The 25,490-nt window shown below is 64.3% G+C and carries 19 protein-coding genes and 1 pseudogene; 10 read left to right on the forward strand and 10 right to left on the reverse strand.

Features of this window, described 5'->3' with window-relative positions:
- The 8 genes from JQ629_RS11050 to JQ629_RS11085 all read left to right on the forward strand — a co-directional run bounded on the left by JQ629_RS11050 (position 1) and on the right by JQ629_RS11085 (position 10,563).
- On the forward strand, positions 1–1,962 hold the full coding sequence (locus JQ629_RS11050; protein ID WP_212412686.1) for a hydantoinase B/oxoprolinase family protein: 1,962 nt from the start codon (positions 1–3) through the stop codon (positions 1,960–1,962).
- A gap of 107 nt (positions 1,963–2,069) precedes the next feature.
- On the forward strand, positions 2,070–3,167 hold the full coding sequence (torT, locus tag JQ629_RS11055; protein WP_212412687.1) for a TMAO reductase system periplasmic protein TorT: 1,098 nt from the start codon (positions 2,070–2,072) through the stop codon (positions 3,165–3,167).
- Between the two features lie 120 nt (positions 3,168–3,287).
- The gene (locus JQ629_RS11060; RefSeq protein ID WP_249134971.1) at positions 3,288–4,808 is read left to right on the forward strand and encodes a sugar ABC transporter ATP-binding protein; all 1,521 of its coding nucleotides are present in this window, start codon (positions 3,288–3,290) and stop codon (positions 4,806–4,808) included.
- Positions 4,805–5,824, forward strand: a complete 1,020-nt coding sequence (locus JQ629_RS11065; protein WP_212412688.1) for an ABC transporter permease — start codon at positions 4,805–4,807, stop codon at positions 5,822–5,824. The genes JQ629_RS11060 and JQ629_RS11065 overlap by 4 nt, the downstream gene beginning before the upstream one ends.
- Entirely contained in the window at positions 5,817–6,830 is a 1,014-nt protein-coding gene (locus tag JQ629_RS11070) for an ABC transporter permease (protein WP_212412689.1), read from the forward strand. The genes JQ629_RS11065 and JQ629_RS11070 overlap by 8 nt, the downstream gene beginning before the upstream one ends.
- Positions 6,827–7,702 (forward strand): FAD binding domain-containing protein, encoded by an 876-nt coding sequence (locus JQ629_RS11075; protein WP_212412690.1) that lies wholly within the window; start codon positions 6,827–6,829, stop codon positions 7,700–7,702. Before JQ629_RS11070 ends, JQ629_RS11075 begins: the two co-directional genes overlap by 4 nt.
- 24 nt (positions 7,703–7,726) lie before the next feature.
- Positions 7,727–8,185, forward strand: a complete 459-nt coding sequence (locus tag JQ629_RS11080) for a (2Fe-2S)-binding protein (RefSeq protein ID WP_212412691.1) — start codon at positions 7,727–7,729, stop codon at positions 8,183–8,185.
- A gap of 14 nt (positions 8,186–8,199) precedes the next feature.
- The gene (locus JQ629_RS11085; RefSeq protein ID WP_212412692.1) at positions 8,200–10,563 is read left to right on the forward strand and encodes a xanthine dehydrogenase family protein molybdopterin-binding subunit; all 2,364 of its coding nucleotides are present in this window, start codon (positions 8,200–8,202) and stop codon (positions 10,561–10,563) included.
- Between the two features lie 88 nt (positions 10,564–10,651).
- Here the strand turns inward: JQ629_RS11085 and JQ629_RS11090 are convergent, their stop codons facing one another.
- Entirely contained in the window at positions 10,652–12,577 is a 1,926-nt protein-coding gene (locus tag JQ629_RS11090) for an FAD-binding monooxygenase (protein WP_212412693.1), read from the reverse strand.
- A 129-nt stretch (positions 12,578–12,706) separates the two neighbouring features.
- Here JQ629_RS11090 and JQ629_RS11095 point away from each other — a divergent pair, with 129 nt between their 5' ends.
- Both JQ629_RS11095 and JQ629_RS11100 read left to right on the forward strand, forming a co-directional pair.
- Positions 12,707–13,189 carry a MarR family winged helix-turn-helix transcriptional regulator gene (locus JQ629_RS11095; RefSeq protein ID WP_212412694.1) on the forward strand — a complete coding sequence of 161 codons (483 nt, stop codon included), beginning with the start codon at positions 12,707–12,709 and terminating at the stop codon, positions 13,187–13,189.
- A 330-nt stretch (positions 13,190–13,519) separates the two neighbouring features.
- Positions 13,520–14,323, forward strand: a pseudogene (locus JQ629_RS11100) (LysR substrate-binding domain-containing protein); the annotation flags it as partial.
- A gap of 87 nt (positions 14,324–14,410) precedes the next feature.
- Here the strand turns inward: JQ629_RS11100 and JQ629_RS11105 are convergent.
- The 9 genes from JQ629_RS11105 to JQ629_RS11145 form a co-directional block, all read right to left on the reverse strand.
- Positions 14,411–15,868, reverse strand: a complete 1,458-nt coding sequence (locus tag JQ629_RS11105) for an amidase (protein WP_349631248.1) — start codon at positions 15,866–15,868, stop codon at positions 14,411–14,413.
- A gap of 7 nt (positions 15,869–15,875) precedes the next feature.
- On the reverse strand, positions 15,876–16,679 hold the full coding sequence (locus tag JQ629_RS11110) for an FAD binding domain-containing protein (protein ID WP_212412695.1): 804 nt from the start codon (positions 16,677–16,679) through the stop codon (positions 15,876–15,878).
- A gap of 11 nt (positions 16,680–16,690) precedes the next feature.
- Entirely contained in the window at positions 16,691–19,078 is a 2,388-nt protein-coding gene (locus JQ629_RS11115; protein WP_212412696.1) for a xanthine dehydrogenase family protein molybdopterin-binding subunit, read from the reverse strand.
- 2 nt (positions 19,079–19,080) lie between these two features.
- The gene (locus JQ629_RS11120) at positions 19,081–19,569 is read right to left on the reverse strand and encodes a (2Fe-2S)-binding protein (protein ID WP_212412697.1); all 489 of its coding nucleotides are present in this window, start codon (positions 19,567–19,569) and stop codon (positions 19,081–19,083) included.
- A gap of 27 nt (positions 19,570–19,596) precedes the next feature.
- The gene (locus tag JQ629_RS11125; protein ID WP_212412698.1) at positions 19,597–20,703 is read right to left on the reverse strand and encodes an ABC transporter ATP-binding protein; all 1,107 of its coding nucleotides are present in this window, start codon (positions 20,701–20,703) and stop codon (positions 19,597–19,599) included.
- Between the two features lie 10 nt (positions 20,704–20,713).
- Positions 20,714–21,574, reverse strand: coding sequence for an ABC transporter permease (locus tag JQ629_RS11130; RefSeq protein WP_249134985.1), 861 nt, complete (start codon positions 21,572–21,574; stop codon positions 20,714–20,716).
- Positions 21,575–21,603: 29 nt separating this feature from the next.
- The gene (locus tag JQ629_RS11135; protein WP_212263734.1) at positions 21,604–22,464 is read right to left on the reverse strand and encodes an ABC transporter permease; all 861 of its coding nucleotides are present in this window, start codon (positions 22,462–22,464) and stop codon (positions 21,604–21,606) included.
- 91 nt (positions 22,465–22,555) lie between these two features.
- Complete coding sequence (locus JQ629_RS11140) at positions 22,556–23,902, reverse strand: ABC transporter substrate-binding protein (protein ID WP_212412700.1); 1,347 nt, start codon at positions 23,900–23,902, stop codon at positions 22,556–22,558.
- Between the two features lie 396 nt (positions 23,903–24,298).
- Positions 24,299–25,465: a M20 family metallopeptidase gene (locus JQ629_RS11145; protein WP_249134972.1), complete on the reverse strand. Its 1,167-nt coding sequence runs from the start codon at positions 25,463–25,465 to the stop codon at positions 24,299–24,301.
- Positions 25,466–25,490 lie beyond the last annotated feature (25 nt).

Genomic DNA, 25,490 nt, shown 5'->3' on the forward strand with positions numbered 1-25,490 from the left:
ATGGCCGGCAATCTTGCGCTCGACCCTGTAACCTTCGAAGTCCTGAAGAACTCCTTCATCACCAGCGTCGACCAGATGGGCGAGCAGGTGCTGCGGACCTGCTATTCCTTCGTGATCTACAACCGCGATTTCTCGAGTGCCCTGCACGACGCCAAGGGCGAATGTGCAGCCCAGGGCAATCAGGACATCGCCGTCCATGTCGGAACGCTGCACTTCACCTGCCAGGACGTCATGCGCCACTTCGAGGGCGACATGCATGAAGGCGACGTCTATGCGATCAACGACCCCTATGCCGGCGGCACGCATTTTTCCGACGTGCGCCTGATCCGGCCGATCTTTGCCGACGGCAAGATCATCGCCTTCAGCCAGTCGAACGGACACTGGTCTGATGTCGGCGGCAGTGTGCCCGGATCGTTCGACGTCGCCGCCCGCGAGATGTTCCGCGAGGGACTGCGCATCACGCCGGTACGGCTGTTTGACAAGGCCGGCCTGCGCAGGGACGTCGCGCACCTGATCGCCTCGAACACGCGCGATCCGGCTTCGATCATTGGCGACATCCAGGCGCAGGCCCAGGCAACGCAGGTCTGCGAGCGCGAAATCCTGCGCCTCGTCAACAAATACGGCCGCGACACCGTCGAGACGGGACTTGCCGCGGTTCAGGACTATGTCGAGCGCTCGGCGCGCCAGCGCATCGCCGCGCTCCCGGACGGTGAATGGGAGACGGTCGACTTCATCGATCGCGACCCCGCCGGCGGCGAAGGCATGATCCCGATCCGAATCAAGATGACGATCAAGGGCGACCGTGCGATCTATGATTTCACCGGCAGCCATCCGACCATCGGCTCGATCTACAATTCGGCCTTCGGCGCCACCTTCTCGGCCGTTGCGGCGGGCATGAAGACCTTCTTTCCCGACCTGCCGCTCAACTCCGGCTTTTACCGTTGCTTCGACATCATCGCGCCCGAGGGCTCGATCGTCGATGCCAAATGGCCGATCGCAGTCACCGGCTTCCTGATGCCGTTCGAGAAGATCATGAACTCGATCTACGAGATGTGGTCGAAGCTGATGCCGGAGCGCGCGCTCGCCTGCGCCTTCAATCTCGAATATTTGCTCACCGGCGGTCTCGACGCCCGCAGTTCCGACAAGCCGATCTTCATGTTCTACGACTGGCTGCCGGGCGGCTGGGGTGGACGCAACGGCAAGGACGGCAGCAACGTCACGACCGCCTGCTTCGGCACCGGCCTGATGTCGCAGCCTGTCGAGGGCCAGGAGCGCGCCAACCCTATCCTGACCACCAAGTGCGAAATCCTCACGGACTCGCCCGGCCCCGGCAAATGGCGCGGCGGTGCAGGGGTGGTGAAGACCTCACGGATGTTGCAGGCGGAGAAGACGGTGATCTCCTATATCTGCGACCGCGAACGCGCCGTGGTCTGGGGCATTGAAGGCGGCCTGCCTTCGATGCCGCATGGCCTGACCTTGCATCGCGCAGGCGCGGCCACCGAAGAACGGCTGGGTTCGATCTTCTCCGATGTCCCGATCGGCGAAGGCGACGTGTTCTCGCGCCCCACCGCCGGTGGCGGCGGGTTCGGCGATCCGCTTCTGCGCGATCCGCGTCTCGTGATCGAGGATATCAAGGACGACTACGTCTCGGTCGAGCGCGCCGCCAAGGACTATGGCGTGGTGGTCCAGACCATCGACGCCGAGCTCTGCGAATATGAGATCGACAGGGCCGCTACCGATGCACTCCGCGCCAAGATCAGGACCGAGCGTGTCGCCAAGGCGCGGCTCGACCCGGAAGTGGTGGCGCAACGTTTTCGCAGCGGCGCGATCGATACGCTCGACGTGATCCGCCAGCACGCCGTGATCCTCGACTGGGGCACCGGCGCTCTCCTTCCTGAATCCACGCGTCAGTTTCGCGAGGTATTCGAGCGACGCTCGGTCGCAAATTGGGCCGCGGACTAATCCCCGCCGGCAACCGCGTCGCCCACGGGCGGCGCGGCGCGCGCATGCAAATGAGGATCCGAACTTATCGGCCCTCGCCCTTTCATTCGAACCATGAGGATAGAGCTATGACCAGTACGACGTACCTTCCCGTCAACCGGCTTCGGCCGGTCCGCTCCACGCTCTGCATCGCCGCGGGCCTCGCACTTGCGGCGATCTCGCCCGCCGCGGCCGAGACGCCCTGGTTTCCGATGAAGGTCTACGACGCCTCGTCCGGCACACCGAAGCCGGCGGAGTACACACCGCTGCCGAAGGCCGAGAAGCCCTACAAGCTCTGCGTGCTGTTTCCGCATATGAAGGACAGCTTTTGGGTGGCGGTCGCCTACGGCATCGTCAAGCAGGCCGAGACAATGAACGTCAACATGACCCTCTACGAGGCCGGCGGCTACGAGAACCTGCCGAAGCAGCTCTCGCAATTCGACGATTGCATGGCGAGCGGCGCCGACGCGATCATTGTCGGCGCGATCTCCGGTGCGGGTCTCAGCAAGAAATTCGAGGAAGCCAAGGCCAAGGGCGTGCCGGTCGTCGGTGTCGCCAACCCGCTGCCGCCCAACGCCCTGCCCGCCGCGATCTATGTCGACTTCGTCGCCATGGGCGGGGTGACCGGCGAAGGCCTGCTGGCGCAGGCCAAGCCCGACGCCAAGCTCAACATCGTGACATTCCCGGGTCCCGCCGGCTCGGGCTGGGCGGAATCCTTCAATGAAGGTTTCAAGAAGGCGGTGGCGAAGAATCCGAACGCCAAGGTCCTTGCCGAGAAGTTCGGCGACTCCGGCGTTGCGGTCCAACTCCAGTTGATTCAGGACGCGCTGCAGGCCTACCCGGGCATGAACGTGATCTGGGGCACCGCACCCACCGCTGAAGCGGCGATCGGCGCGGTCGCGGAAGCCGGCCGCAGCGACATGAAGATCATGTCCTCCTACGAGAACCAGGCCATGCTCGATGCACTGAACCGCGGCGACGTCCTCGCCTTTGCGACCCAGTACCCGGTCGGCGAAGGCGCCGTCTCGGTCGATCAGGCCGTGCGCCTGATCGAGAAGAAACCCGTGATGAGTCTGGCTCAACCGCTGGCCTCGGCCGTCGACAAGACCACCGTACCGAAGCTGCAGATGGGCCTCGTGCTGGCGCCCGGAAGCTGGAAGCCGGTCTACTCGGTCAAGGCCAAGTAAAGCCTCAAGTAAGACCTAAGGTAAGACCTAAGTAAGCCCCGGCAACACACCGGCGGGAGACAAGCGCTCCCGCCTGCTTACCGGCCGCCTGCGGAGACGGGGATAAGTGTCGACATCGACTTGAAGCAGACCGGGCCCCTGCTCGCATTGCGGGGGATCTCAAAACGATTCTCCGGCGTCCGCGCGCTCGACCGGGTCGATCTCGATGTCCGTGCCGGCGAACTGCATGTGCTGTTCGGCGAGAACGGCGCCGGCAAATCGACCCTGATCAATGTGGTATCAGGGACGTTTCCGCCCGACGAAGGCACATTCCATTTCGGCGGCGAGGAAATCCGCCACCTCACGCCGCAGCGGGCGCGCGCGATCGGCATCAGCCCGGTGTTCCAGGAATTCTCGCTGGTTCCAAGCCTCACGGTGGAAGAGAACCTGTTCCTCGGCCGCGAAGTCTCGAGCAGCGGCGTGTTGCGGGCGCGCGAGATGCGCAAGCGGGCCCGGGCGCTGATCGACGAACTCGGCTTCGACCTTGATCCATCGCAGCGCGTCGACGATCTCTCGCGCGCGCACCAGCAGATGACGGAGATCGCCAAGGCGCTGCTCGGCCGGGTGCGTCTGCTCATCCTCGACGAGCCGACCGCCTCGCTGACGGAGCGCGAGACCGGGCGGCTGTTCGAGCTGATTGCCCGGCTGAAGAGCCAGAATGTCGGGCTGATCTATGTCTCGCACCGCATGCGCGAGATCCGCGCGCTTGCCGACCGCGTGACCGTGTTGCGCGACGGCCGCCATATCCGCACCCTCGATGCCGCCACGTCGACCGACGGCGAACTGGTCGAACTGATGACCGGCCGCAAGATCGATCTGCTGTTTCCGACGATCGCGCACAAGCCGGACAAGGTCATGGTCGACGTCGAAAACCTCACCTTGACCGACGGCAGCGTTCGCGACGTGAACTTCTACGCCCAGGCGGGCGAGATCACCGGCATTGCAGGCCTCGTCGGCTGCGGCAAATCGGAGCTGATCCGCGCCATCTACGGGCTGGAGCCGATGGCTTCGGGCGTAGTCCGGATCGATGGCTTGCGCTACGAATTTCCCACGCCGCGGCGCAGCCTGAAGCGTGGCATCGCCTATTTCCCCGCAAACCGGATCGCCGAAGGGCTCGCGCTGTCGCGTCCGATCCGCGAGAACGTCTCGATGACCGGGCTCGACCTGCCCGCGTTCGCCCGCTTTGGCGTGCTGCGACAGGCTGCGGAGCGCATCGCGATCACCGGCATCATGGAGCAGTTGCAGCTCAGGCCGCCCAACATCGAACGGACCGCCGGCGCGCTGTCCGGCGGCAACCGCCAGAAGGTCATGCTCGGGCGCGCGCTGACGCGCGAGCTGACCGTCTTTCTGTTCGACGAGCCGAGCGTCGGCATCGACGTCGGCGCCAAGCTCGAGGTCTACGAATTCATGAAGCGTCTTGTCGAGGCCGGCGCCGCCGTCATCGTGGTGTCGTCCGAATTGCCGGAGGTGCTGGCGCTGTCGAACCGGCTCTACGTCATGCACCATGGCCGGGTCGCTGCCGAGCTGAAGGGCGCCGAGAAGACCGAGCAAAACGTGCTTGCGAGCTTCTTCAGGGATCATCTTGCGGCGGAGGTGGCATGAGCACGGCCCTCACCGCCACCCAACTTCGGACTTCCATCGGCTCCGGCCGATCGATCGCCGGACGGATCGGATTGCTGCCGGCGCTGCTGGTCGCGCTTGTCGCCGGCATGTCGGCGATCGATCCCCAGTTCTACGGCATCATCAACATCCTCAACATCCTGCGCAACGCGTCGTTTCTCGCGATCGTCGCTTGCGGCCAGGCGATGGTGATCATCGCGGGTGGTTTTGACCTCTCGGTCGGCGCCGTCGTCGCGCTCGCCAGCGTGGTGACCGCAAAGACCATGGCGGCCGCCGCGGTCGCGTTTCCCGGCAACAACGCCCTCATCATCGCTAGCGGCGTCGCGGCCGGGCTCGGCTGCGGACTGCTGGTCGGGCTCGTCAACGGCTTCTGCGTGGCGAAGCTCAAGGTCTCGGGCTTCGTGGTGACGCTCGGCACGATGTCGGCGACCGCCGGCGTCGGCCTCATGATCACCAGCGGCATCCCGGTCTACGGCATGCCCGAGGCTTTCGTAAAAGGTTTTGGGCGTGCCCAGGTGTTCGGCTTGCCGACCGCTGTCTACCTCGCACTCGCCGTCATCCTCGTGACGATGTTCGCGCAGCGGCGAACCTTGTTCGGCCGCTACGTCTATGCGATCGGCGGCAACGTCGATGCGGCCGTGGTGTCCGGTGTGTCGATCCAGCGCCACATCGTCGGAACCTATGTCCTCTCCAGCGTGCTCGCCGCCCTCGCCGGCATATTGCTGACCGCGCAGGTAGGCTCCGGCCAGGCCAGCTTTGGCGGCGACCGCATGATGCTGCAGTCGATCGCCGCCGCCGTGATCGGTGGGGTCAGCCTGCGCGGCGGCGTCGGCCGGGTCGAGATCGTCGCCATCAGCGCGCTGTTTCTGACCATCCTCGGCAACGCACTCAACCTCCTGCACATCGACTCCCGCCTGCAGCCGGTTTTCCTCGGCGTCATCATGGTGGCGGCCGTGGCGCTGGACGAACTCAGCCGACGGAGGAAGTCCCGTGTCTGACCTCGAATTGTCGGTAGCCGCCAAGGACACCGGTCACACGCGATGGCTTCCGGCCGAATGGCTCTGGCGCGCGATGCTGCCGATCGCGCTGGTCGTGCTGCTGCTCGGCTTTGCCGCCGTCGACGGCCGCGTGCTCTCCCCGGCCAACCTGCTCAACATCGCCCAGCAGACCAGCTATCTCGCACTCTTCGCGATGGCGCAGACCGTGGTCATCCTGACACGCGGCTTCGATCTTGCCCTTGGTCCGACAGTATCGATGGTCAGCGTCGGCACCGCGCTGGCGATGGCCGGCGCCACCGCATCGGGCCACGACACGACCACCGTCCTGCTCGCCGGACTTGGCGCCGGCTTCGGCCTTGGCATCGCGTGCGGCCTGTTCAATGGCGTGGTGATCGCGCTGCTCGGCGTGAACCCCTTTGTCGCAACCCTCGGCAGCTACAATATCGCGATCGGCGTCGCGACGACGCTGTCGGCCGGACGGCCCGTGCAGGGCGTACCTAGCACCTTCTCGCAGATCTTTTACGGCGGCAACATATTCGGTGTCCCCGCCGCCATCGCAATCACCGTCGCGATCGGCATCGTGCTGCAACTGATGCTGGCACGTACCGTCTTCGGCCGCTCGCTCTACATCATCGGCACAAACCCGCGCGCCGCAGCGGTGGCGGGTTTGCCGGTGAAGCGCATCCTGGTTCTCACCTATGTGCTGTGCTCGGCCCTCGCCGCCCTCGGTGCCATCATGATGACGGCGCGCACCGGCTCGGGCGAACCTAATCTCGGCGGCTCGCTGTCGCTGCAGGCGATTGCAGGCGCCGTGGTCGGCGGAACGAGCCTCGCCGGCGGACGCGGCGGGGTCGGCACCGCGGTGCTCGGCGCCTTGTTCGTCACAATCCTCTCCAACGGCATGAATCTCACCCGCATCGACGGCTACGTCCAGATGGTCGTGCTGGGCGCGATCGTCATCATCGGCGTACTGCTCGATCGCCTGCGACTGGAGCGGCGCCAATGACGACTGATCCCCTCCTGCAAAGCGGTCCGGCGGGATCGTTCTACGTCGCGCCCTCGCTGCCGGCAGCACTCGATGCGCTGAGCGACTACGGCACCGCTGGCGCTCCCTTTGCCGGTGGCACCTGGATCATGCGGTCTCCGATCCGGCACGAGCAGCTCAAGGCGCACTATGTCGCGATCGGGAAAATCCCCGAACTGAGCGCGATCCGGATCGGCACTGAGACGATCGAGATTGGCGCTGCGGTCACGCACGCGGCGTTGGCGGCGGCTTTGGCCGGTCTCCCCGGGTTCGGCGTGCTCACAGCGGCGGCCGGCCGCGCCGCCAATCCGGCGATCCGCGCGATGGCGACGATCGGGGGCAACCTCTCGGCAACGGCGTTCGCCGCGGCCGATTGTGTGCCGGCGCTGCTATGCCTCAACGCCGAGGTCGAAATTGCCAGCCGAAACGATCGTGAGCGGATCAATCTGGAACAGTTCCTCAGGATGCGATCGACACTCGCACCCGGCCGGCTGCTCACGCGGATCGTCGTGCCGCGGAACGCGCGCAAGACCGCGCATGCGCGCCTGCCACTGCGCCAGTCGGGCGACTACCCGGTCGCCATCGTCAGCCTCGCGGTGGCGATCGATCCGGCAAACCGTGTGCAGGCCCTTCGGATCGCCGTCGGTTCGGTCGAACCGGTCGCGCGCCGCTGGGTCCGTCTCGAAGCGGCGCTGCTCGGCCACGTGCTGGATTCGGTACAGGCTACCAAGGTCGCGGCCGAACTGGCCGATGAATTCACCGGCCGCGACAGCGTCGAGGTGCCGGCCTGGTACCGCGTGAGCGTGTTGCCAAGCCTTGTGCGTCGCGCTGCCGTCGCCGCGCTTGGCAGCTGAGCGCCGATGATGATGGAGGTGAACATGGCCCTGAGCCTGAACGTCAACGGCGATCGTCGCGGCTTCACCGCCGATCCCGTCACGCCGCTGGTCGACGTCCTGCGCGAGGAGTTTCACCTGACCGGCGTCAAGCCGGTCTGCCGCGAGGGCTTTTGCGGCGCCTGCATGGTGCTGGTCGACGACAGGCCCACTTTGTCGTGTCTGATGCCCGCGGCGCTCGCGCAGGGTTGCGAGGTCCGCACCGTCGAAGGCCTAGCCGCAAATGGCACATTGAACCCGATCCAGCAGGCGCTCGAGGCTTGCGACGCCGTGCAATGCGGCATGTGTTTTCCCGGCATGGTGGTGACCCTGACGCACCTGATGAAGGCAACACCCGGCGCAACGCGCGACGACGTCCGCTCCGCGCTGACCGGCAACATCTGCCGGTGCACCGGATATGAGAGCATCGTCGAAGCGGCCGTGCGGGCGCTCACCGCGACATGATGGGAGGCCCAGCGATGGCCGACGTTTCCGCAACCATGGATTTCCGACGCCGCGATGCCGGCGACAAACTGCGCGGCCACACGCGCTACACGGTCGATCGCTATCTACCGGGCATGTTGCACGCCGCGGTGCTACGCGCCGGCGTCCCCTCGGGACGCATCGTCCGACTTGACACCGCCAAAGCCGCGCGCATGCCCGGCGTGCGCGCGGTGGTGACAGCCGCCGACGCACCCGGCACGATCGGAATCGGCATCGCCGATCACCCGCTGTTTGCCCGCGACGTGATCCGCTACGATGGCGAGCCCTTGGCAGCGGTTGCCGCCGACACGCTTGCGCAAGCCCAGGCTGCCCTCGCCGCGATCGAAGTTGAGATCGCGCCCGTGACGGCCGTGCTCACCATGGCCGAGGCGCTTGCGCCTGAAGCGCCCCTCGTTCATCCCGACTGGAGCGCGTACGAAGTCCTGTTCGAAGGCGGGGCACGCGAAGGTAACGTCGCGTGGGAGGCGACCGTGGTCCGCGGCGATGTCGATGGCGCCTTCGCACGGACTGACGTTGAGATCATCGAGAGCACCTTCCGCGTCGGCCGCCAAAACCATGTCGCCTTCGAGCCGCGCGCGGTGCTCGCAAGCTACGAAGACGGACGCTTCCATATCGAGACCTCGACCCAGGTTCCCTGGGGCATCCGCAACGCAACCGCACGGCTCCTCGGTGTCGCCGCATCGCAGGTGCGCGTCACGGTGCCACCGGTCGGCGGCGGCTTCGGCCTCAAATTCGATCTTGCGGTCGAACCCTTCGCCGCCCTGCTTGCCCGCGCCAGCGGACGGCCGGTCCGGCTGGTCAACTCGCGGGAGGAGGAGATGCTGACCTGCCTGTTCCGCGAGAATGCCGAGATCCGCATTCGCTCGGCGGTGACACGCGAAGGCGAGATCATCGGGCGCGAAGCCGTCGTCCTGATGGACTGCGGGGCGTATGGCGGAGAACAGATCTTCCTGACCACCATGACCGCGCACACGCTCGGCGGCAACTACCGGCTCGGCGCGGTGAGGCTGGTCTCGCGTGCGGTCTACACCAACACCGCTCCGAACGGAGCGTTCCGCTGCTGCAACGGCGTCTACAACACCTTCGCGCTGGAGCGGCACACCGACGAGATTGCCGCCCGGATCGGCATGGACCCCCTCGCCTTCCGCCGCCGCAACGTGCTCGGCGATGGCGATCTCGGCGCCACCGGCCAGGTGTTCGAGGGCGACGTGCTCGGCCCGATGCTCGCGCGGATGGACACGCTACGCGACGCGGCCGCCCCGCCCCGCAAGCTTGCCGACGGTCGGCTGTTTGGCCGCGCCACCACGGTCGGAACCTGGTTCGTCTTTGTCGGTCCTTCGGCGGCAACCGTGAACATGAATGCCGATGGCACGGCCACGCTCGTGACGTCAGGCGTCGAGATCGGCTCCGGCTCGATGATGCAGAGCCTTCCGCAGATCGTCGCTAGTACGCTCGGCATTGACCCTGGAAATGTGATCGTCCGCGCCGCCGACACCGATGCGGCCGGCTACGATGTCGGCGTCGGCGGCGGCCGCACCACGGTCGCGCTCGGCGCAGCCAGTCTGTCGGCCGCGCAGGAAGTACGCACAAAGCTGCTCAAGGTCGCCTCTGACATGATCGAGGCGGCACCGGAAGACCTCGTGATGCGCCAGGGACGAATCGAGATCGCGGGCGCGCCCGGTTCGGGCCGCACGGTCGCCGAGGTCGCGACCCGCGCCCAGGCCCAGATCGGACCGGTCTCCGGCACCGGCGCCTTCACCGGAGCCGGCGTGCCGGCGATGCCGGGATGCGTCGCCGGCCACTTCATCGACGCGATCGACATCCCCGTATTCGCTGTCCATGATTGCGAGGTCGCCGTCGACGGAGAGACCGGGCATGTCGAAGTGCTCAGCTATCGCGTCGTCCAGGATGTCGGCCGCGCACTGAACCCGCGCGCGATCCAGGGCCAGATCCAGGGCGGCGTCGTGCAGGGACTGGGCTATGCCTTGCACGAAGAGGTGACGATCGGCACCAACGGCCGCGTCAACCAGAGCGGTTTCGAAACCTATCGCGTGCCGCTGGCGCTCGATGTCGTGCCGGTCGAGACCAGTCTTTATGAGGGTGCGCCGTCAATCGGACCACTCGGTACCAAGGGCGCCGGCGAAGTGCCCATCCTCAACGTCGGCGCGGCGATCGCATGCGCGGTCGCTAACGCAACGGGCAAACGCGTCCAGGAGCTGCCACTCACGCCGCCGCGCGTGCTCGAACTGCTCCTCGACCGGAAGCCAGACCTCTCGCTGCCCCACATTGCCGAAGACTGGGCGGACAATCTGGTGCGCCCCCACGGTACTACCGGATAGAATTGAACGAAGACTGCGATCGCAGCTTGCTGCCACGCGTCCCCCTTGGCAGGTGTGCAAGCACCAATTTAGTGGGCGTTGGCTGCGTTCAGTCCGGCTGGGTCATGAAGCCATCGAAGAATGTCGCGAGCGGCCCATAGCCATCGAGCGGCAGAACGTGCGCCACGTACTGGTCTGGCCGTACGACAACCATGCATCCCTGTTCGCGATCGATGCCACGCATCGTGAAGATGTCGTTGCCGCCTGTCAGGTCGGCGCAAAACATTTTTTCGTAATCACGAAGTCCATAACGCCCCTTCCCCGGAAGCAGGAAGGACGGCATCGCTTCGATGGTGAGCGCGTGATGATCCTGCTGGAAAACCGCGCGAACATCGATCACCGAGTCGATGTCCTCGTTATCAGGGGTGTATTTCCGCACAGGAGAGGCCTCCGCTTCGCCGAGGAAGTCGCACAGGGCCCGGATGCCGGAGTTGGACGCCGCGGGATCCTCCGCGCCGGCAAAGGCAAAAATGCGCCAGCGGCCGTCCGCCCTGACCGTGTGGCCGAGGTGAACCGGTTTGGCGTCGGCCACACGGATGACCGGCGCCGAATGAAAGCGCATGCCGATCGTCAGCCCCTGGGCCAGATGCTGATGGGTTGGCTCACCGGTCAGGATCGAGGGCCGGTAGCGGGCCGCGGTTCCGGCGGTGTAGCGACCATGCCTCACAAAGTATCTCTGGGTCTCGGCCGGATCGAACCCCTTGCTCGACGCGAGCAAGGCGGCCCATTCGCGGTCGAAGTCGATCAGTTCGCTGGCGATCGCCTGGCGTTCGGCCGAATAGCTGTGCAGGAGGCTGGGCGCGCAGCGCTGCCGCAAGACCGAGGCCAGCTTCCATCCGAGATTGAAGCCGTCCTGCATGGAAACGTTCATGCCCTGGCCCGCTTTCGGGCTATGGGTGTGGCAGGCGTCGCCGGCGATGAACACACGCGGCAGACGTTTCGCGACGTCCGCTTCCGGCACGTCATCGAACTTGTCGCACAGGCGCTGGCCGATCTCATAGACCGACCACCACGGAACCTCTTTCACGTCGAGCGAATAGGGCTTGAAAATGCGCCGCGCCGCCGCGATCAGGTCGTCGGCCGTGATGTTACGATTGGAAATCCTCTCGCCGGCATCGAGCTTGTCGAGTTCGATATACAGCCTGAAAAGATAGCCGCCTTCCCGCGGAATGATGATGATGCTGCCGTGGTTGGCGGACTGTATCAATGACTTGAAGCGGACATCCGGAAAGTCGGTGACGGCCAGCACGTCCATGACGCCCCAGGCATGGTTGGCGGAGTCGCCGCGCAGCGTGCGCCCGATGCTCGCGCGCACCGTGCTGCGCGCCCCGTCGCAGCCCACCACATAGCGCGCCTTGATGGTCTCGATCTGTCCTTCGTGCGCGGAATCGAGCCGTTCGAATCTCGCGCTCACCTGATGGGAACCGGCATCGTTGCCGGAGATGGCCGCTGGGTCGATCTGAAGATCGAGCAGGCGCCGCGCATAGTACGGCTCGAGCCGCGACGGCGATTTGCGCATGACGTCGAGGTAGAAATCATGCACCCGCGCCTGGTTCAGGACGACATGCGGAAACTCCGACAGCCCGTCTTCGGTGTCCTGCACCCGTCCGCTGCGGACGATGTTGTCGGGCTGCGCAGGGTCGGGCTTCCAGAAGGTCGTCTCGTTGATCCAGCAGGCTTCCTTCAGCACACGCTCGCTGAAGCCGTAGGCTTCGAACATCTCCATCGTGCGGCAGGCAACGCCATCAGCCTGGCCGCGGAGCAAAGGGCCCGGCTTCTGTTCAACGATGCAGGTCTTGATATCGGGAAAGGCGGACAGCTGAGCCGCCAGCGTCAGACCGGCCGGACCGCAGCCGACGATGAGGATGTCGACCTCCGCCGGAATGGCGCCGGCAGATCCTGACGCAACAACCCGTTGTGCAGGGTCTTGAATCTCGGGGTCGCCGGGTTCGAATCCGTTCAGATGAAATTGCACGAAACCCTCCCCGCGCCTGACGCGACTTCCGGGCCGTCAGCTTGCTGGGGCTCCACAAAGCCGTTGCCGAATTTAATCAGTATGCTTATTATCAGTATACTTGTCAAGCGAGCGACCTGGAGGGTTTTGTTGACCGAGAACGACGACAAGCCGGGGCACCTGGCGCGCCGGTTCCAACAGATTGCGGTGGCGGTCTTCCATGCCGCGGTCGAGGAAGCCGGCTATGACCTCACCCCCGTTCAATACGCAGCGCTCACCACCATCGGGACGCAACCGGGAATCGATCAGGCGACGCTTGCCGGGTTGATCGCCTATGACCGGACGACCATCACCGGCGTTGTGGATCGGCTGGTGCAGAAAGGCTTGCTGGTTCGGCTGGCTAGCCGCACCGACCGGCGCGCCCACGCGTTGCAGGTCACCGATGAAGGACATCGGACCCTCGAAGGGATAGAGCCGGCAGTCGAGGCCGCGCAGCGGATCATATTGGCTGGCCTGTCCGATGCCGAGGCCGCGACACTCATGCGGCTCCTGCGCAAGGCCATCGCTGCGGGCAATGAACTAAGCCGCGCGCCGCAGCAAACGGCTTTGACAGATGCGACCAGAAAGAAATAGCTTTCGTTCGTCAGGCAGCGACGACGGGAAATCTGCGGCGCCCTACTCGGCGCGTGCTGACAAGCCTTAATCCGGTCGTTTCCTGCCGACGTCCAGCTTAAATCGCACCGACTGCTATCTTTTTTGGCCTGCTGCTTAATCTGTGATCGCTGGCGCGCGAATCTTTCGAGAACAGGACGCGCCTGCGCCGCGCCAGTCGTAGGCACACCCCGCTCTTTATCAGCACCGGCCCAGGACTCCTTATTTTCCCACCCAAGCACGAAAATTGCATAGAACGGCCCTGCCTGCACAGCGAGCAACGCCATGAACCTGATCAATCTGGACATCCGCATGCTGCGTTCGCTGATGTCGGTCGTCGAAACCGGCAGCATCACCGAGACGGCGCGGCGGCTTGGTCGTACCCAACCCGCGATTACCCTTCAGCTACAGCGGCTGGAGGAGCTCACCGGAAAGGCGATTTTCATCCACGAGGGCCGCCGGCTGTTTTTGACGGCGGAAGGCGAGACGGTCCTGAGTTACGCGCGATCGATCGTCGGATTTCACGACGAAATGTTGTCGCAACTCGCCTCTCCGGACATCGAGGGTCACGTGGTGCTCGGCACCCCGGACCTCTATGCCGCCTTCATGCTCCCCTCGATCCTGAGGATTTTCCGCAAAGCCTTTCCGCGCGTTCAGCTGGAGCTGAATTGCTCTCTTTCGACACCACTCGTCGGATGCGTGAAGCGCGGCGAAGTCGATATCGCGCTGGTGACCCGCATGAACGATTTCACTGGCGGACAGGTGGTGCGGCAGGAGCAGTTAGTCTGGATGACCGGGGAGCAATCCACGGCGCATAACGAAAAGCCGATCCCCCTGGCGCTGCTGCCGCCGGGCAATATCTTTCGCGACCATGCGATCGAGCGGCTGGAAGCATCAAGACTCCGATGGCGCATTGCCTGCGTCAGTCCGAGCGTCGGCGGTTTGCAGGCCGCCGCTTTCGCCGGCATGGCGGTCACCGTCCTCGGCCGCTCCGCCTTGGTGCGCAACATGCGCGAGATCGGCGACAAGGAAGGGCTGCCGCCGCTACCGAAGGTCGATCTCCTGCTGTACAAGTCCCCGACCGCGACATCAAAGGCCGCGAGCGCCCTGCACGACTATCTCGCACACTATCTCAATCTCGAAGACGAGCTCCTGCTGGGCAAGGAGCTTCCGCTATCCGAAAACGACAGCAGCGCCAGCCGATCAGCTCATCTGGGGCCGAAACTCGCTCCAGGGCCTCGCCCGCTCGAAGGCAGCGGCGATGCGGATGATGAGCCTCTCCTCGAGCCACGGCGCGATAATCTGAAGTCCAATCGGAAGCCCGTCGCGGTCGAAACCGCAAGGAATCGTGGCGGCAGGCAGCCCGGTCAGATTTATCGGCCAAGAGAACGGCGACCAACCTAGGTGGCGGTCGACGGTAACGCCGTCGACTTCATCGACCCCAAGTGTACCGGCCGGAAATGCCGTCACGGCCACCGTCGGCGTGACGATCGCATCGACCTTGCCAAACATTTCCAAAAACGAACCGCGCAGGCTGTTGCGGCGATAGCTGGCCTCGACATATTGGACGCCGCTATAGGTAGTGCCCTTTGCCACGACGTCACGGTAGTCGCCATCCGAGCCTGCGAGCGCGCTGGCGTCGCGGGCCGCGACGGCTGCGGCCTGCTCGGTGTAAGCGATCGGCTTCAAGATTCGTTCGAGCATATCAGGTTCGAAATGAACGCAATCCGGAACGATGCTGGCGCCAAGCGAACCGAGCGTCTCAACCGCCGACTGAAAGGCCTTGCGAATGTCGGGCGCCACCGCCGCATAGCCGAAGTCGACACTGCTTCCGATCCTGATCCCGTCGAGCTTTACCGCTGTGGCGTCAAAGCTGCGCGTCGGCACCGGCAGGCTGGCGGCATCACGCAGATCGTGGGCCGCAATCACTTCGAGAAGCAGGGCCCCGTCGGCGACCGTACGCGCAATCGGTCCGGTATGCGCGAGTGAAGCCCACGACGGCGGCGCGAAGCCCGGCGACCTCGGAACCAGCCCGAAGGTCGGCTTGATACCGACCACGCCGCAGAAGGAGGATGGCACGCGTATCGATCCGACTCCGTCGGTGCCGATCGCGAGCGGACCGCATCCGGCAGCGACCGAGGCCGCGGCCCCGCCACTCGATCCGCCGCTGGTCCGTTTCGTGTTCCAGGGGTTGCGCGTAATACCGGACACCGGGCTGTCGGCCGTCAGCTTGTAACCGGATTCGCATGTCGTGGTTTTGCAGGTCACGATTGCACCTGCCGCCTTCAACGCCGCAACAACCGCGCCGTCGACGGTCGGCACCAGATCCCTGTTGGCGGGCGCGCCCCCGAGCGCGCGCACACCGGCGACATAGACGAGGTCCTTGATGCTGACCGGCACGCCGGTCAGTTTGCCTGCCGGCTGTCTGGCAGACCAGGCAGCTGTCGCCACGTCAGCCGCCTTGCGCGCCTGATCATAGGTCTCGGTCACGACCACGTTGCAGGATGCATTGGTCAGTTCCAGTGCGGCAATCACATCCTCGATGACGTCGCGCGGCGTAAACCGCCTGGTGCGATAGCCCTCCAGTAATTCAACGGCTGACAGCCTGGCCAACGCATTGGCTTCAGTGGCGCCGTCGGCGCGGGCCTTTCCTGCTTTCACGGCAACCTCACAACGTCTGGAGAGCGGCCGCTATGGCCTTCTTTGCCATCACAGTCACGAGATGGGCGCGGTATTCCGCATCCGCGTGGATATCGGAGCTGAGGTTTTCCGGGCTCACCTTGATGGCGGCGATGGCAGCTGGCGTGAACGAGCCTTCGAGCGCGGCTTCCATTGCGCCGACCCTAAACACGCCCGGCCCCGCCCCGGTCACGGCGACCCGGACCTTTCCGGCCTTCTTCGCCGCGCAGACGCCGACGACCGCATAGCGCGACGCCGGCGATTTGAACTTGGCATAGCCGCCGGCCGACGGCACCGGGAAGCGCAGCGCAATAATGATCTCGCCCGGTTCGAGCGCGGTTTCAAACAGCCCGCGAAAGAACGCGTCGGCGGCGATCTCCCGGCGATCGGTCACCACAATCGCATCCAGCGCGAGCACCGCGGCTGGATAGTCGGCCGAGGGATCGTTGTTGGCGACCGAGCCGCCGATCGTGCCGCGGTTGCGAACCGCGGGATCCCCGATACCGGCGGCGAGACTGGCCAACAGCGGGATCTTGCCGCGCACCAGTTCTGATTCCGCGACATCGACATGCCTGGTCATCGCGCCGATCGTGAGGACATCGTCCTTGAACGAAATCTCCGACATTTGCGGGATCTTCGACAGGTCGATCAATGCTGCCGGCGCCGCCAGCCGCTGCTTGATGGTCGGCAGCAGCGTCATCCCGCCGGCCAGCGGCATGCTGTCGGCGACACCGCCAAGCAGTGCCGACGTCTCGTAGAGCGTGCTCGGCCTGTGAAATGCAAATGATCTCATTTCGACTTCTCCTACTCTGCGGCCTGCGGCATCGCGGCATTCTGAATGACACGCCAGATCCGGTTCGGCGTCGCCGGCATATCGACATGCATCACGCCAAGATGCGACAAGGCATCGACGACGGAGTTGATGACGGCCGCGGGCGACCCGATGGTGCCGACCTCGCCGCAACCCTTCACGCCCATCGGGGTGTGCGTACACAGCGTGGAATGGGTCTTGATCGTCATGTTCGGCAGATGATCGGCGCGCGGCATGGTGTAGTCCATGAACGATCCGGACAGCAGCTGCCCCGAGACGTCGTCATAGACGGCGTTCTCATAGAGCGCCTGGCCAACGCCCTGCACGATGCCGCCATGCAACTGGCCTTCGACGATCATCGGGTTGATAACGGTGCCGACGTCGTCGACCGCGGTATATTTCTCCAGCGTCACGATTCCGGTCTCGGGATCGATTTCGACCTCGGCGATGTGACAACCGCCGGGATAGGTGAAATTGACGGGATCGTAATAGGCCTGCTCCTCCAACCCGGGTTCGAGGATTTCGAGCGGATAATCGTGCGGCACATAGGCAGCACCCGCGATTTCCTGAAACGTCTTGCTGCGGTCGGTACCGGCAACCGAGAAGACGCCCGCCTCAAACTGGATATCCTGCTCACTGGCCTCGAGCAGGTGCGCGGCGATCTTCTTGCCTTTGACGACCACCTTGTCGCTGGCCTTCGAAAGCGCGGCGCCGCCGACCACCAGCGAACGCGAGCCATAGGTGCCCATGCCGAATTGCACACGGTCGGTATCGCCGAACACGATGTCGACATTGTCGAAGGCGACCCCGAGCTTTTCCGACACGATCTGCGCGAAGGTGGTCTCGTGCCCCTGCCCGTGATTGTGGGTCCCGATCAGCACGGTCACCTGCCCGGTCGGATGCACCCGCACGGTGGCGCTTTCGTAGAGACCGCCGCGGGCGCCGAGCCGGCCGGCAAAGCGCGACGGCGCGAGACCGCAGGCTTCGACATAGGTCGAATAACCCAGCCCGCGGAACTTGCCGTCGCGTTCCGACGCCGTCTTGCGTTCCGCGAAGCCGGCGACATCCGCCGCCACAAGCGCCCCCTCAAGGCAACCCATCGGATCGCCGGAATCATACTCGACCAGAACCGGCGTCTGGTACGGATAGGCTTCCTTGGGAATGATGTTGCGGCGGCGCAGTTCGACGCGATCGATGCCCATTTCCTTGGCCGCGACATCCACCAAACGCTCGACCACGAAGGTCGCTTCCGGCCGCCCGGCGCCGCGATAGGCATCGACCGGCACCGTGGTGGTGAAGACCACCTTCACGTTGCAATAGATCGCCGGGGTGGTGTAGACGCCGCCGAGCAGCGGTCCATAGAGGTTGGTCGGGATGTTGGGGCCGAAAGTCGAGAGATAACCGCCCATATTGGCCAGCGTGACCACCTTCAGCGCCAGGAATTTGCCGTTCTCGTCGAGCGCGAGTTCAGCCTCGGTGACGTGATCCCTTCCGTGCCGGTCCGAGACAAACCCTTCCGAACGGTCCGCCACCCATTTGACGGGACGGCCGACGCGTCTGGCCGCCCAGGTGATCACGGCCTCCTCGCCGTAATGGAATTGCTTGACGCCAAAGCCGCCGCCGACATCGGGCGCCACCACGCGCATTTTCTGCTCGGGGATCTTGAGCACCAGCGCGCTCATCAGGAACCGCACCACGTGCGGAAACTGGCTGGTCGTCCACAGCGTGTAGTGGCCCGTTCCGCCATTATACTCGGCAATCGCCGCGCGCGGCTCCATCGGGTTGCCGATCAGCCGATTGTTGACGAGGCTGAGGCGCGCGACATGCGCGGCCTTCCTGAACGCGGTCGCAACCGCGGCCTTGTCGCCGAGTTCCCAATCGCAGCACAGATTGTTCGGCACGTCGTCGAACAGTTGCGGCGCGCCAGGGCGAACGGCTTCGAGCACGCCGACTACCGCCGGCAGCACGTCATAGTCGATCACCACCGCCTCCGCGGCCGCGCGCGCGAGTTCCAGCGTATCGGCGATCACGAAGGCGACCATGTCGCCGACGAAGCGCACCTTGTCCTGCGCCAGCATCGGAAACGCCGGCTCCTTCATCGGCAGGCCGTCCGAGCCGTGAATGCCCCAGCCGCACGGCAGCGAACCGAGCCCGTCGGCGGCGACGTCGTCGCCGGTGAGCACGGCCTCGACGCCCGGCATTGCCAGCGCCGCCGTCTTGTCGATGCCACGGATGACAGCATGGCCGTGCTGGGAGCGAATGAACACGCCGAACGTCATGTCAGCGCGCTTGACGTCGGCGACGTAGTTGCCGCGGCCGGTCAGAAACCGGAAATCTTCCTTGCGACGGGGCGCGGCGCCAATTCCGATAATGTTGGACATGGCTATTCTCCGATCGCAGGTGCGTTCATGGCGGCGGCACCGGCCAGCACCGATGCCACGATGTTCTGATAACCAGTGCAGCGGCAGATATTGCCTTCGAGGCCGTGGCGGACTTCAGCCTCCGTCGGCGCCTGGTTCTTCGCGGTCAGCGCCACCGCCGTCATCACCATGCCCGGCGTGCAGAAGCCGCACTGCAGGCCGTGATTTTCATGAAACGCCTGCTGCATCGGATGCAGGGCGTTCGAACCGCCCGGTCCCGACAATCCCTCGATCGTCGTCAGCGTGCCGCCGTCGAGCATCGGTGCAAGCAGAGTGCAGCTCTTCACCGCCTCGCCGTTGAACAGCACGACGCAGGCGCCGCACTGGCTGGTGTCGCATCCGACATGGGTCCCTGTCAGGTTGAGGTTCTCGCGCAACAATTCGGCGACCAGCGTCGCAGGCTCGACATCGACCGTCCGGGGCCGGCCGTTAAGCGTAAAACTGATTTTCATCTGGCATCTCCGGGGCTGGGGCTGACATCAGGCAAGAACGCGGGCGCGGCCCGCCGACCAGGTCGCAAGCAGCATATCGCCGACATCGAAGGGATCGCGGAAGAACGTCCGCTCCGGGATGTAGGCGACAAAATCCTCGTCAGGCAACGTGTCGAGCATGACCTTGACGAACGATCCCTGGTACTCGATGGCGACGACGCGGCTCGGCAGCGCCGTCGCACCATCGCCGAGACCGCCGGCGTCGACCCGCATCAGTTCGATATCGTCACGCCGCACCGCCAGATCGATCCGGTCGCCGACGGAAAGCCGCGCATCGGCGCACAGCCCGACCTGGATCCCGCTGCGGTTCGGTTGCGACAGCACGACGTGGTCATCGCCGATCTTCTCGACCTTGCCGGACAGCACATTCTGGCCGCCCAGGAATTCCGCGACGTAGCGGTCCCGCGGATAGGCGTAGACGTCGCGCGCCGGCCCCGATTGCTTGATCTTGCCCTTCTCCATCACCACGACGATGTCAGCGAGTGCGATCGCCTCGAGCTGGGTATGGGTAACGTGAATGAAGGTGATGCCGAGTTCGCGCTGCATCCGGCGCAGCTCCTGGCGCATCTGAACCCGAAGCTGCTCGTCCAGCGCCGACAACGGCTCGTCAAGCAACAGCACCCGCGGTTCGGTGATCGCCGCGCGCGCCAGTGCGACGCGCTGCTGTTGTCCACCAGACAGATTGGCCGGCAGGCGGTCCGCCAGTTCGATCAGCCGGACCTTTTCCATCATCAGATCGGCGGCCTTGTAGCGCTCGGCCCTGGATTGGCCGCGCACCCGCAGCGCGAAGGCGATGTTATCGCGCACGTTCAGATGCGGAAACAACGCGTAGGACTGGAACATCATCGCAGTGCGTCGCTCGACCGGCGCCATTCCGGCGACATTCTCGCCGCCGATCACGATCTCGCCCGCGGTCGGATCCTCGTGACCCGCAATCATCCGCAGGATCGTGGTCTTGCCGCAGCCGGAGGGCCCGAGAAAGCAGCAATAGGCGCCGTCGGGAATTTTGAGGTTGACGCCATCGACCACGTTGGTCGCGCCATCGTAACTCTTGCAGAGACCTGCCAATTCGATATCGCCGGCGCCTGCGCGCATTCCCAATTCCTCAGTGCGTTGCCGCGCGCACGCCGCGGCGCTTGTTGATGAAAACAATAGCGGCGATGCAGCCGCCGATGATCGCAAAGGACACGATTGTGGTAACGGTGCCGAGTGCATAGAGCGATGGCGACGTCACGTTGAGCGTCATGCTCCAGATTTCGAGCGGCAGGGTGTTGAGCGAGCCCGCGGTCTGCAGCGTGCGGGCGAACTCGTCATAGGACAGCGTGAAGCCGAACAACGCGACCGCGACCAGGCCGGGCGCCAGCACCGGGATCACCACCAGGCGGATGGTCTGCCAGCGGGTGGCGCCGAGATCGCGGGCCGCCTCTTCCCATACGCTGTTGAAGCGGGACATCACGGCGAACATCACCAGCACGCCGAACGGCAGCGTCCACGACAGCTGTGCGCCGAGCGCGGAGGTGTACCAGCTCGCGCTGATGCCGAGCCACTGAAACAACAGACCGATGCCGAGCCCGAGCACCAGCCCGGGCGCCACCAGACTGCCGATCATCAAATAGAACACGAAGGTGTCACCGAAGAAGCGGCGGCGGAACGCCAGTCCCGCCATCAGCGACACCACCAGTGTAATCACCGTCACCAGCGCCGCCAGTTTGATCGAACGGTCGAACGATCCCTTGACGTCGCCGGTGCGCACCTGCGTGAACAGATCGACGAACCAGTGCAGCGAATGCCCTTTCATCGGAAACACCAGCCCGCCGCGGATATCCTGGAACGACAGGATGTAGATGCAGATCATCGGCCCGTAGAGTGCGGCCACATAAAGCGTGAAAACGGCCGCGAGCGCGTAGAACGTCCAGGGGCGGCGATCGCCGCGCGCGACGGCGGGGACACGCCGGGTTCTGACCATAGCCGTATCGGCCTCGCCGAGAGCGACCGTCATTGCGTGATCTCCCGGCGAATATCGACGACGCGCAGGATCAGGGCGATGACGGCAATCAGAACCACGGTCAGCAGCACCGCGCTGGCCGCGGCGATCGGATATTGCAGCACGCCGACGTTCTCGTAGAACGCGCTGACGACGGATGCCGACCCGCCGCCGGACATCACTTTGACCACGAAGAAGTCGCCCATCACGATCGAAATCACGAAGGTCGATCCCAGCGCGATGCCGCTCTTCGACATCGGGATGATGATGTAGCGCATCACGTCGAGGCGGCTGGCGCCGGCGTCGAGCGCCGCCTCCACCACCCGCTTGTCGATGCGCGCCAGCGAATTGAAGATCGGCACCACCATGAAGATCGTCAGCTGGTGGACATAGGCGATGACGACCGCGAGACCGGAATAGAGCAGCACTTCCAGCGGTTCGCGGATCAGGCCGACGCCAAGCAACGCCGAATTGACGAGTCCTTCCTTTCCAAGCAGCGGAATCCAGGAAATCATCCGGATGATGTTCGAGGTCCAGAACGGAATCGTGCAGATCAGAAACAGGCCGATCGCGAGCAGCTGGTTCTTGACGTGAAAGACCAGGAAATAAGCGACCAGAAAGCCGATGATCAGCGTAAACAACCAGGTCAGCACCGCGAATTTCAGCGTCGCGACATAGAGATGGAAGGTCTGCGCCGAGGTCAGCACATCGGCGTAGTTCGCCAGCGTGAACGTCGGCAGCAGCCCGCCAAAACCGTCGGTCTCGAAGAAGCTCGCAACCAGCACGACCAACGTGGGCAGCAGGAAAAACGGCACCAGCACCAGCATCAGCGGTGTCACGTAGAGCCATGCGCTCAGATTTGGTTGCCGCATCACCTGGCCTGACTGGATTTCATTCTGGATCTTTCGGGACGGCAATTTAAGGCTTGCCGGCGCTCGGGCTGCGCCGGCAGGCCCATTCACATCAAGCGACCTTGAAATCGTTCCATCGCTTGTTCATGTAGGCCGCCTCATCCATCAGCGTATTCCAGCAGGAGATGTTCTTGACCCGGTCGAGGAATGAACCGCCGTCCCGTTTGGTGCCGGCCTTCTCCATCGGCACGCCGTAGGGATCGTTGATGACGGAGGGCGCGGGCTTGCCGTCGTACCAGAAGTCCCATTCGGCCGCGGTCAGGAACTTCCTGGCCGTCGATGGCACCGGGCTGTAATAGCCGTAGCGTCCGACAAACCCACCCTGCCAGCCCGAGAGATACCAGTTGAGATAGTCGTAGGCGGCGCCGAGCTTCTTGCCCGACAGGTGCTTCATCAGGCCCATGCCGTTGCACCAGCCGCGATAACCTTCCTTGCCGTTCTTGACGTTGACCGGCGCATAGACGCAGGGAATCTCCTTGACGCGAACGGCGGCCACCGCAGGCGACCACATCGACTGGATCACCACCTCACCTGCCGCCATCAACTGCACCGACTGGTCGAAGGTGGTCCAGGTCGCGCGGAACTGGCCGGCCTTCTTCAGTTCGATCAGCTTGTTGCAGGTAAAGTCAATCTCCTCCTTGGTCATGTTGCCCTTGTTGCCGTATTTGATCAGCCCTGCGCTTTCGAAGCACAACGCTGCGTCCATGATGCCGATGGCGGGAACGTCGAGGATGGCGGCCTTGCCCTTGAACTTCGGGTCGATCAGGTCCTTCCACTCGGTGATTTCGCGGCCGACGAGATCGGGACGATAGCCGATCGAGTCCGCATTATAGACCTGCGGCAGGAAGGTCGCCCATTCCGTCACGCCGTCGTTCAATTCGGTCGAATTCGGCTTGGCGATATACATCGCCTCGTAGGGGGAAATGCCCTGCCGCGGAATCTTGTGGCCGTCGATCTCGCCCTTGGTGAAGATCGGCAGGATGTTGTCGAACTCCTTGATCTTCTTGACTTCGATGCCCTGGATCACGCCGCGCTTGGCGGCGAGCTTGGCCTGCCATCCCTCGAGGTCCGCGATATCCACCGAGTCCGGCTGGCTGATGAAGCGGTTGATCGAGGCCGACGTATCGAGGTTCTGCATCGTGACCTTGAAGCCCAGGTCCTTTGCCGCCTGATCGCCGATCGCCTTGACCACCGAGTAGGAGACGCCGACGTGCCGGAGCTCGATGTCCTTGATCTCCTGCGCCCAGATCGTCGGAAAGCCGCGAAACGCGTCGGATCCGACAGCCGCACCGGCCGCAGCCGCGCCAGCTTTGAGAAGCGCCCGCCTCGAAAGACCTTTCTTCTTTACCGGTAGCCTGGACGAACCGGCCTTCGCATGATCCTTGTCGTCATCAAACATGGTTCTCTCCGTTCGCGTTTGGTGGACCAGCCTGCACCCCAACCGGCTCGTTCGTTTGCGCGACCGTGTTGATGATGAACCGTAGCGAGGGAGAAATCCGTTTGTAAAATCGGAAGTTAAAATTCCACGTATAAGGACGACTAATGTAAATCGCGGCCTGCTCAATGTGGCAGCAAGCCGATCTATAATTTGACCTTTACTTTGGAGAACGGTGGACGGCCGATGAGCAGATGACGGAGGCTGCCTGACGTCGTTTCGACACCTCACATCGTCGTTTGCGACGTTTCGGTCCAACCAGGATGTCGGAATTCAGGATCGCTACCGTCGTCAGAAACTGAGCTGAACCTTCATGAACGCTCACGGTGTCATTGCGGTCGCGGTTGAGGAAGCGGCAGATTAATCGACGCCGGTCCTGAGGATCGCCAGCGCGAGCGCCTGGGCGCGCGGGACGATGCTGTCGAGCTCGAGATATTCCCGCGCGGTATGGGCATTGCCGCCAACCGGGCCGACACCGCAAATCGTCGGGGTGCCGACACTCGCGGTGAAGCCGGAATCGGCGCAACCGCCGGCGAATTCGCCGTCCAGGTTGGGCAGGCCTGCATCCTTCGCCGCCGCGCGGTAGACATCAAACAGGATTTTCGACGTCTCACTCTGCACCACCGGCAAGAATTCGCCGTTGATGTGCAGCTTCGCCGTCGTGCCCGGCACCGTCGACGTGGCGATAATGGCCTCGATCGCCGCCAGCGTGGTGGCGCGATCGGCGGGATCGATGTAGCGCATGTCGATCTGGCCCTCGGCGTACGGCGCAGTAGTGTTGACCGACTGGCCGCCGGCAACCAATCCGACATTGAGCGTGATGCCCTTTGCAAGGTCGGTCAAAGCGTGGATCTGCACGATCTTGTGCGCGAGCTCGCCAATCGCGCTGATGCCTTCCGCGAAATTGCCGCCGGAATGCGCCGCCTTGCCTGATATCTCGAAGCGCATGAACACGCCGCCCTTGCGGCTGGTGACGACGTTGCCGGTCGGTCGGCCGGGCTCGGAATTATACACCGCACGCGCCGCACGGCCTTCACGCTCGATCACCGGCCGCGACGACGGGGAAGCGATCTCCTCGTCGGCGGTGAGCAGCAGCTTGATCGGGCACGGTGCGCCGCCGAATTTGTGGAATGCCGCGGCGACGAAGGCGTTGATCACCAGCCCGGCCTTCATGTCAGCGACCCCCGGCCCATACGCCCGGTCGCCCTCGATGGTGAACGGCCGGCGCACCACCTCGCCCTTGGGAAACACCGTATCGCGATGCCCCATCAGCAAAATCGGCTTCTCGTTGCTGCCCGGCTTCGTGACCAACGCGTGGACGGCATCGCCGAAAACGTCATGCGGCTCGCGCCACACCTCGATGCCGTGCGCCGCAAAATGCTGCTCGAACCGCGCGCCCACCGCATCGACGCCCGCCTTATCGTAGGAACCGGAATCGATATTCACGACGTCGCGCAACAGATCGACCATTGATTGTTTCTGCGACGCAATCCACTCGGTGATCTGCGCTTCGGTGCTGGCGGGCATGGCATTTCCTTCGTAGCAATCTATC

It is taken from the genome of Bradyrhizobium sp. AUGA SZCCT0222 (genome assembly GCF_018130205.1).
Classification (GTDB): domain Bacteria; phylum Pseudomonadota; class Alphaproteobacteria; order Rhizobiales; family Xanthobacteraceae; genus Bradyrhizobium.

Excerpts from the sequence above, each read along its gene's own strand:
- JQ629_RS11050 (WP_212412686.1), top strand. The coding sequence starts at position 1 with ATGGCCGGCAATCTTGCGCTCGACCCTGTAACCTTCGAAGTCCTGAAG.
- JQ629_RS11135 (WP_212263734.1), bottom strand. The coding sequence starts at position 22,464 with ATGCGGCAACCAAATCTGAGCGCATGGCTCTACGTGACACCGCTGATG.
- torT (WP_212412687.1), top strand. The coding sequence starts at position 2,070 with ATGACCAGTACGACGTACCTTCCCGTCAACCGGCTTCGGCCGGTCCGC.
- JQ629_RS11120 (WP_212412697.1), bottom strand. The coding sequence starts at position 19,569 with ATGAAAATCAGTTTTACGCTTAACGGCCGGCCCCGGACGGTCGATGTC.
- JQ629_RS11065 (WP_212412688.1), top strand. The coding sequence starts at position 4,805 with ATGAGCACGGCCCTCACCGCCACCCAACTTCGGACTTCCATCGGCTCC.
- JQ629_RS11080 (WP_212412691.1), top strand. The coding sequence starts at position 7,727 with ATGGCCCTGAGCCTGAACGTCAACGGCGATCGTCGCGGCTTCACCGCC.
- JQ629_RS11145 (WP_249134972.1), bottom strand. The coding sequence starts at position 25,465 with ATGCCCGCCAGCACCGAAGCGCAGATCACCGAGTGGATTGCGTCGCAG.
- JQ629_RS11085 (WP_212412692.1), top strand. The coding sequence starts at position 8,200 with ATGGCCGACGTTTCCGCAACCATGGATTTCCGACGCCGCGATGCCGGC.
- JQ629_RS11075 (WP_212412690.1), top strand. The coding sequence starts at position 6,827 with ATGACGACTGATCCCCTCCTGCAAAGCGGTCCGGCGGGATCGTTCTAC.
- JQ629_RS11115 (WP_212412696.1), bottom strand. The coding sequence starts at position 19,078 with ATGTCCAACATTATCGGAATTGGCGCCGCGCCCCGTCGCAAGGAAGAT.
- JQ629_RS11140 (WP_212412700.1), bottom strand. The coding sequence starts at position 23,902 with ATGTTTGATGACGACAAGGATCATGCGAAGGCCGGTTCGTCCAGGCTA.
- JQ629_RS11110 (WP_212412695.1), bottom strand. The coding sequence starts at position 16,679 with ATGAGATCATTTGCATTTCACAGGCCGAGCACGCTCTACGAGACGTCG.
- JQ629_RS11125 (WP_212412698.1), bottom strand. The coding sequence starts at position 20,703 with ATGCGCGCAGGCGCCGGCGATATCGAATTGGCAGGTCTCTGCAAGAGT.
- JQ629_RS11130 (WP_249134985.1), bottom strand. The coding sequence starts at position 21,574 with ATGGTCAGAACCCGGCGTGTCCCCGCCGTCGCGCGCGGCGATCGCCGC.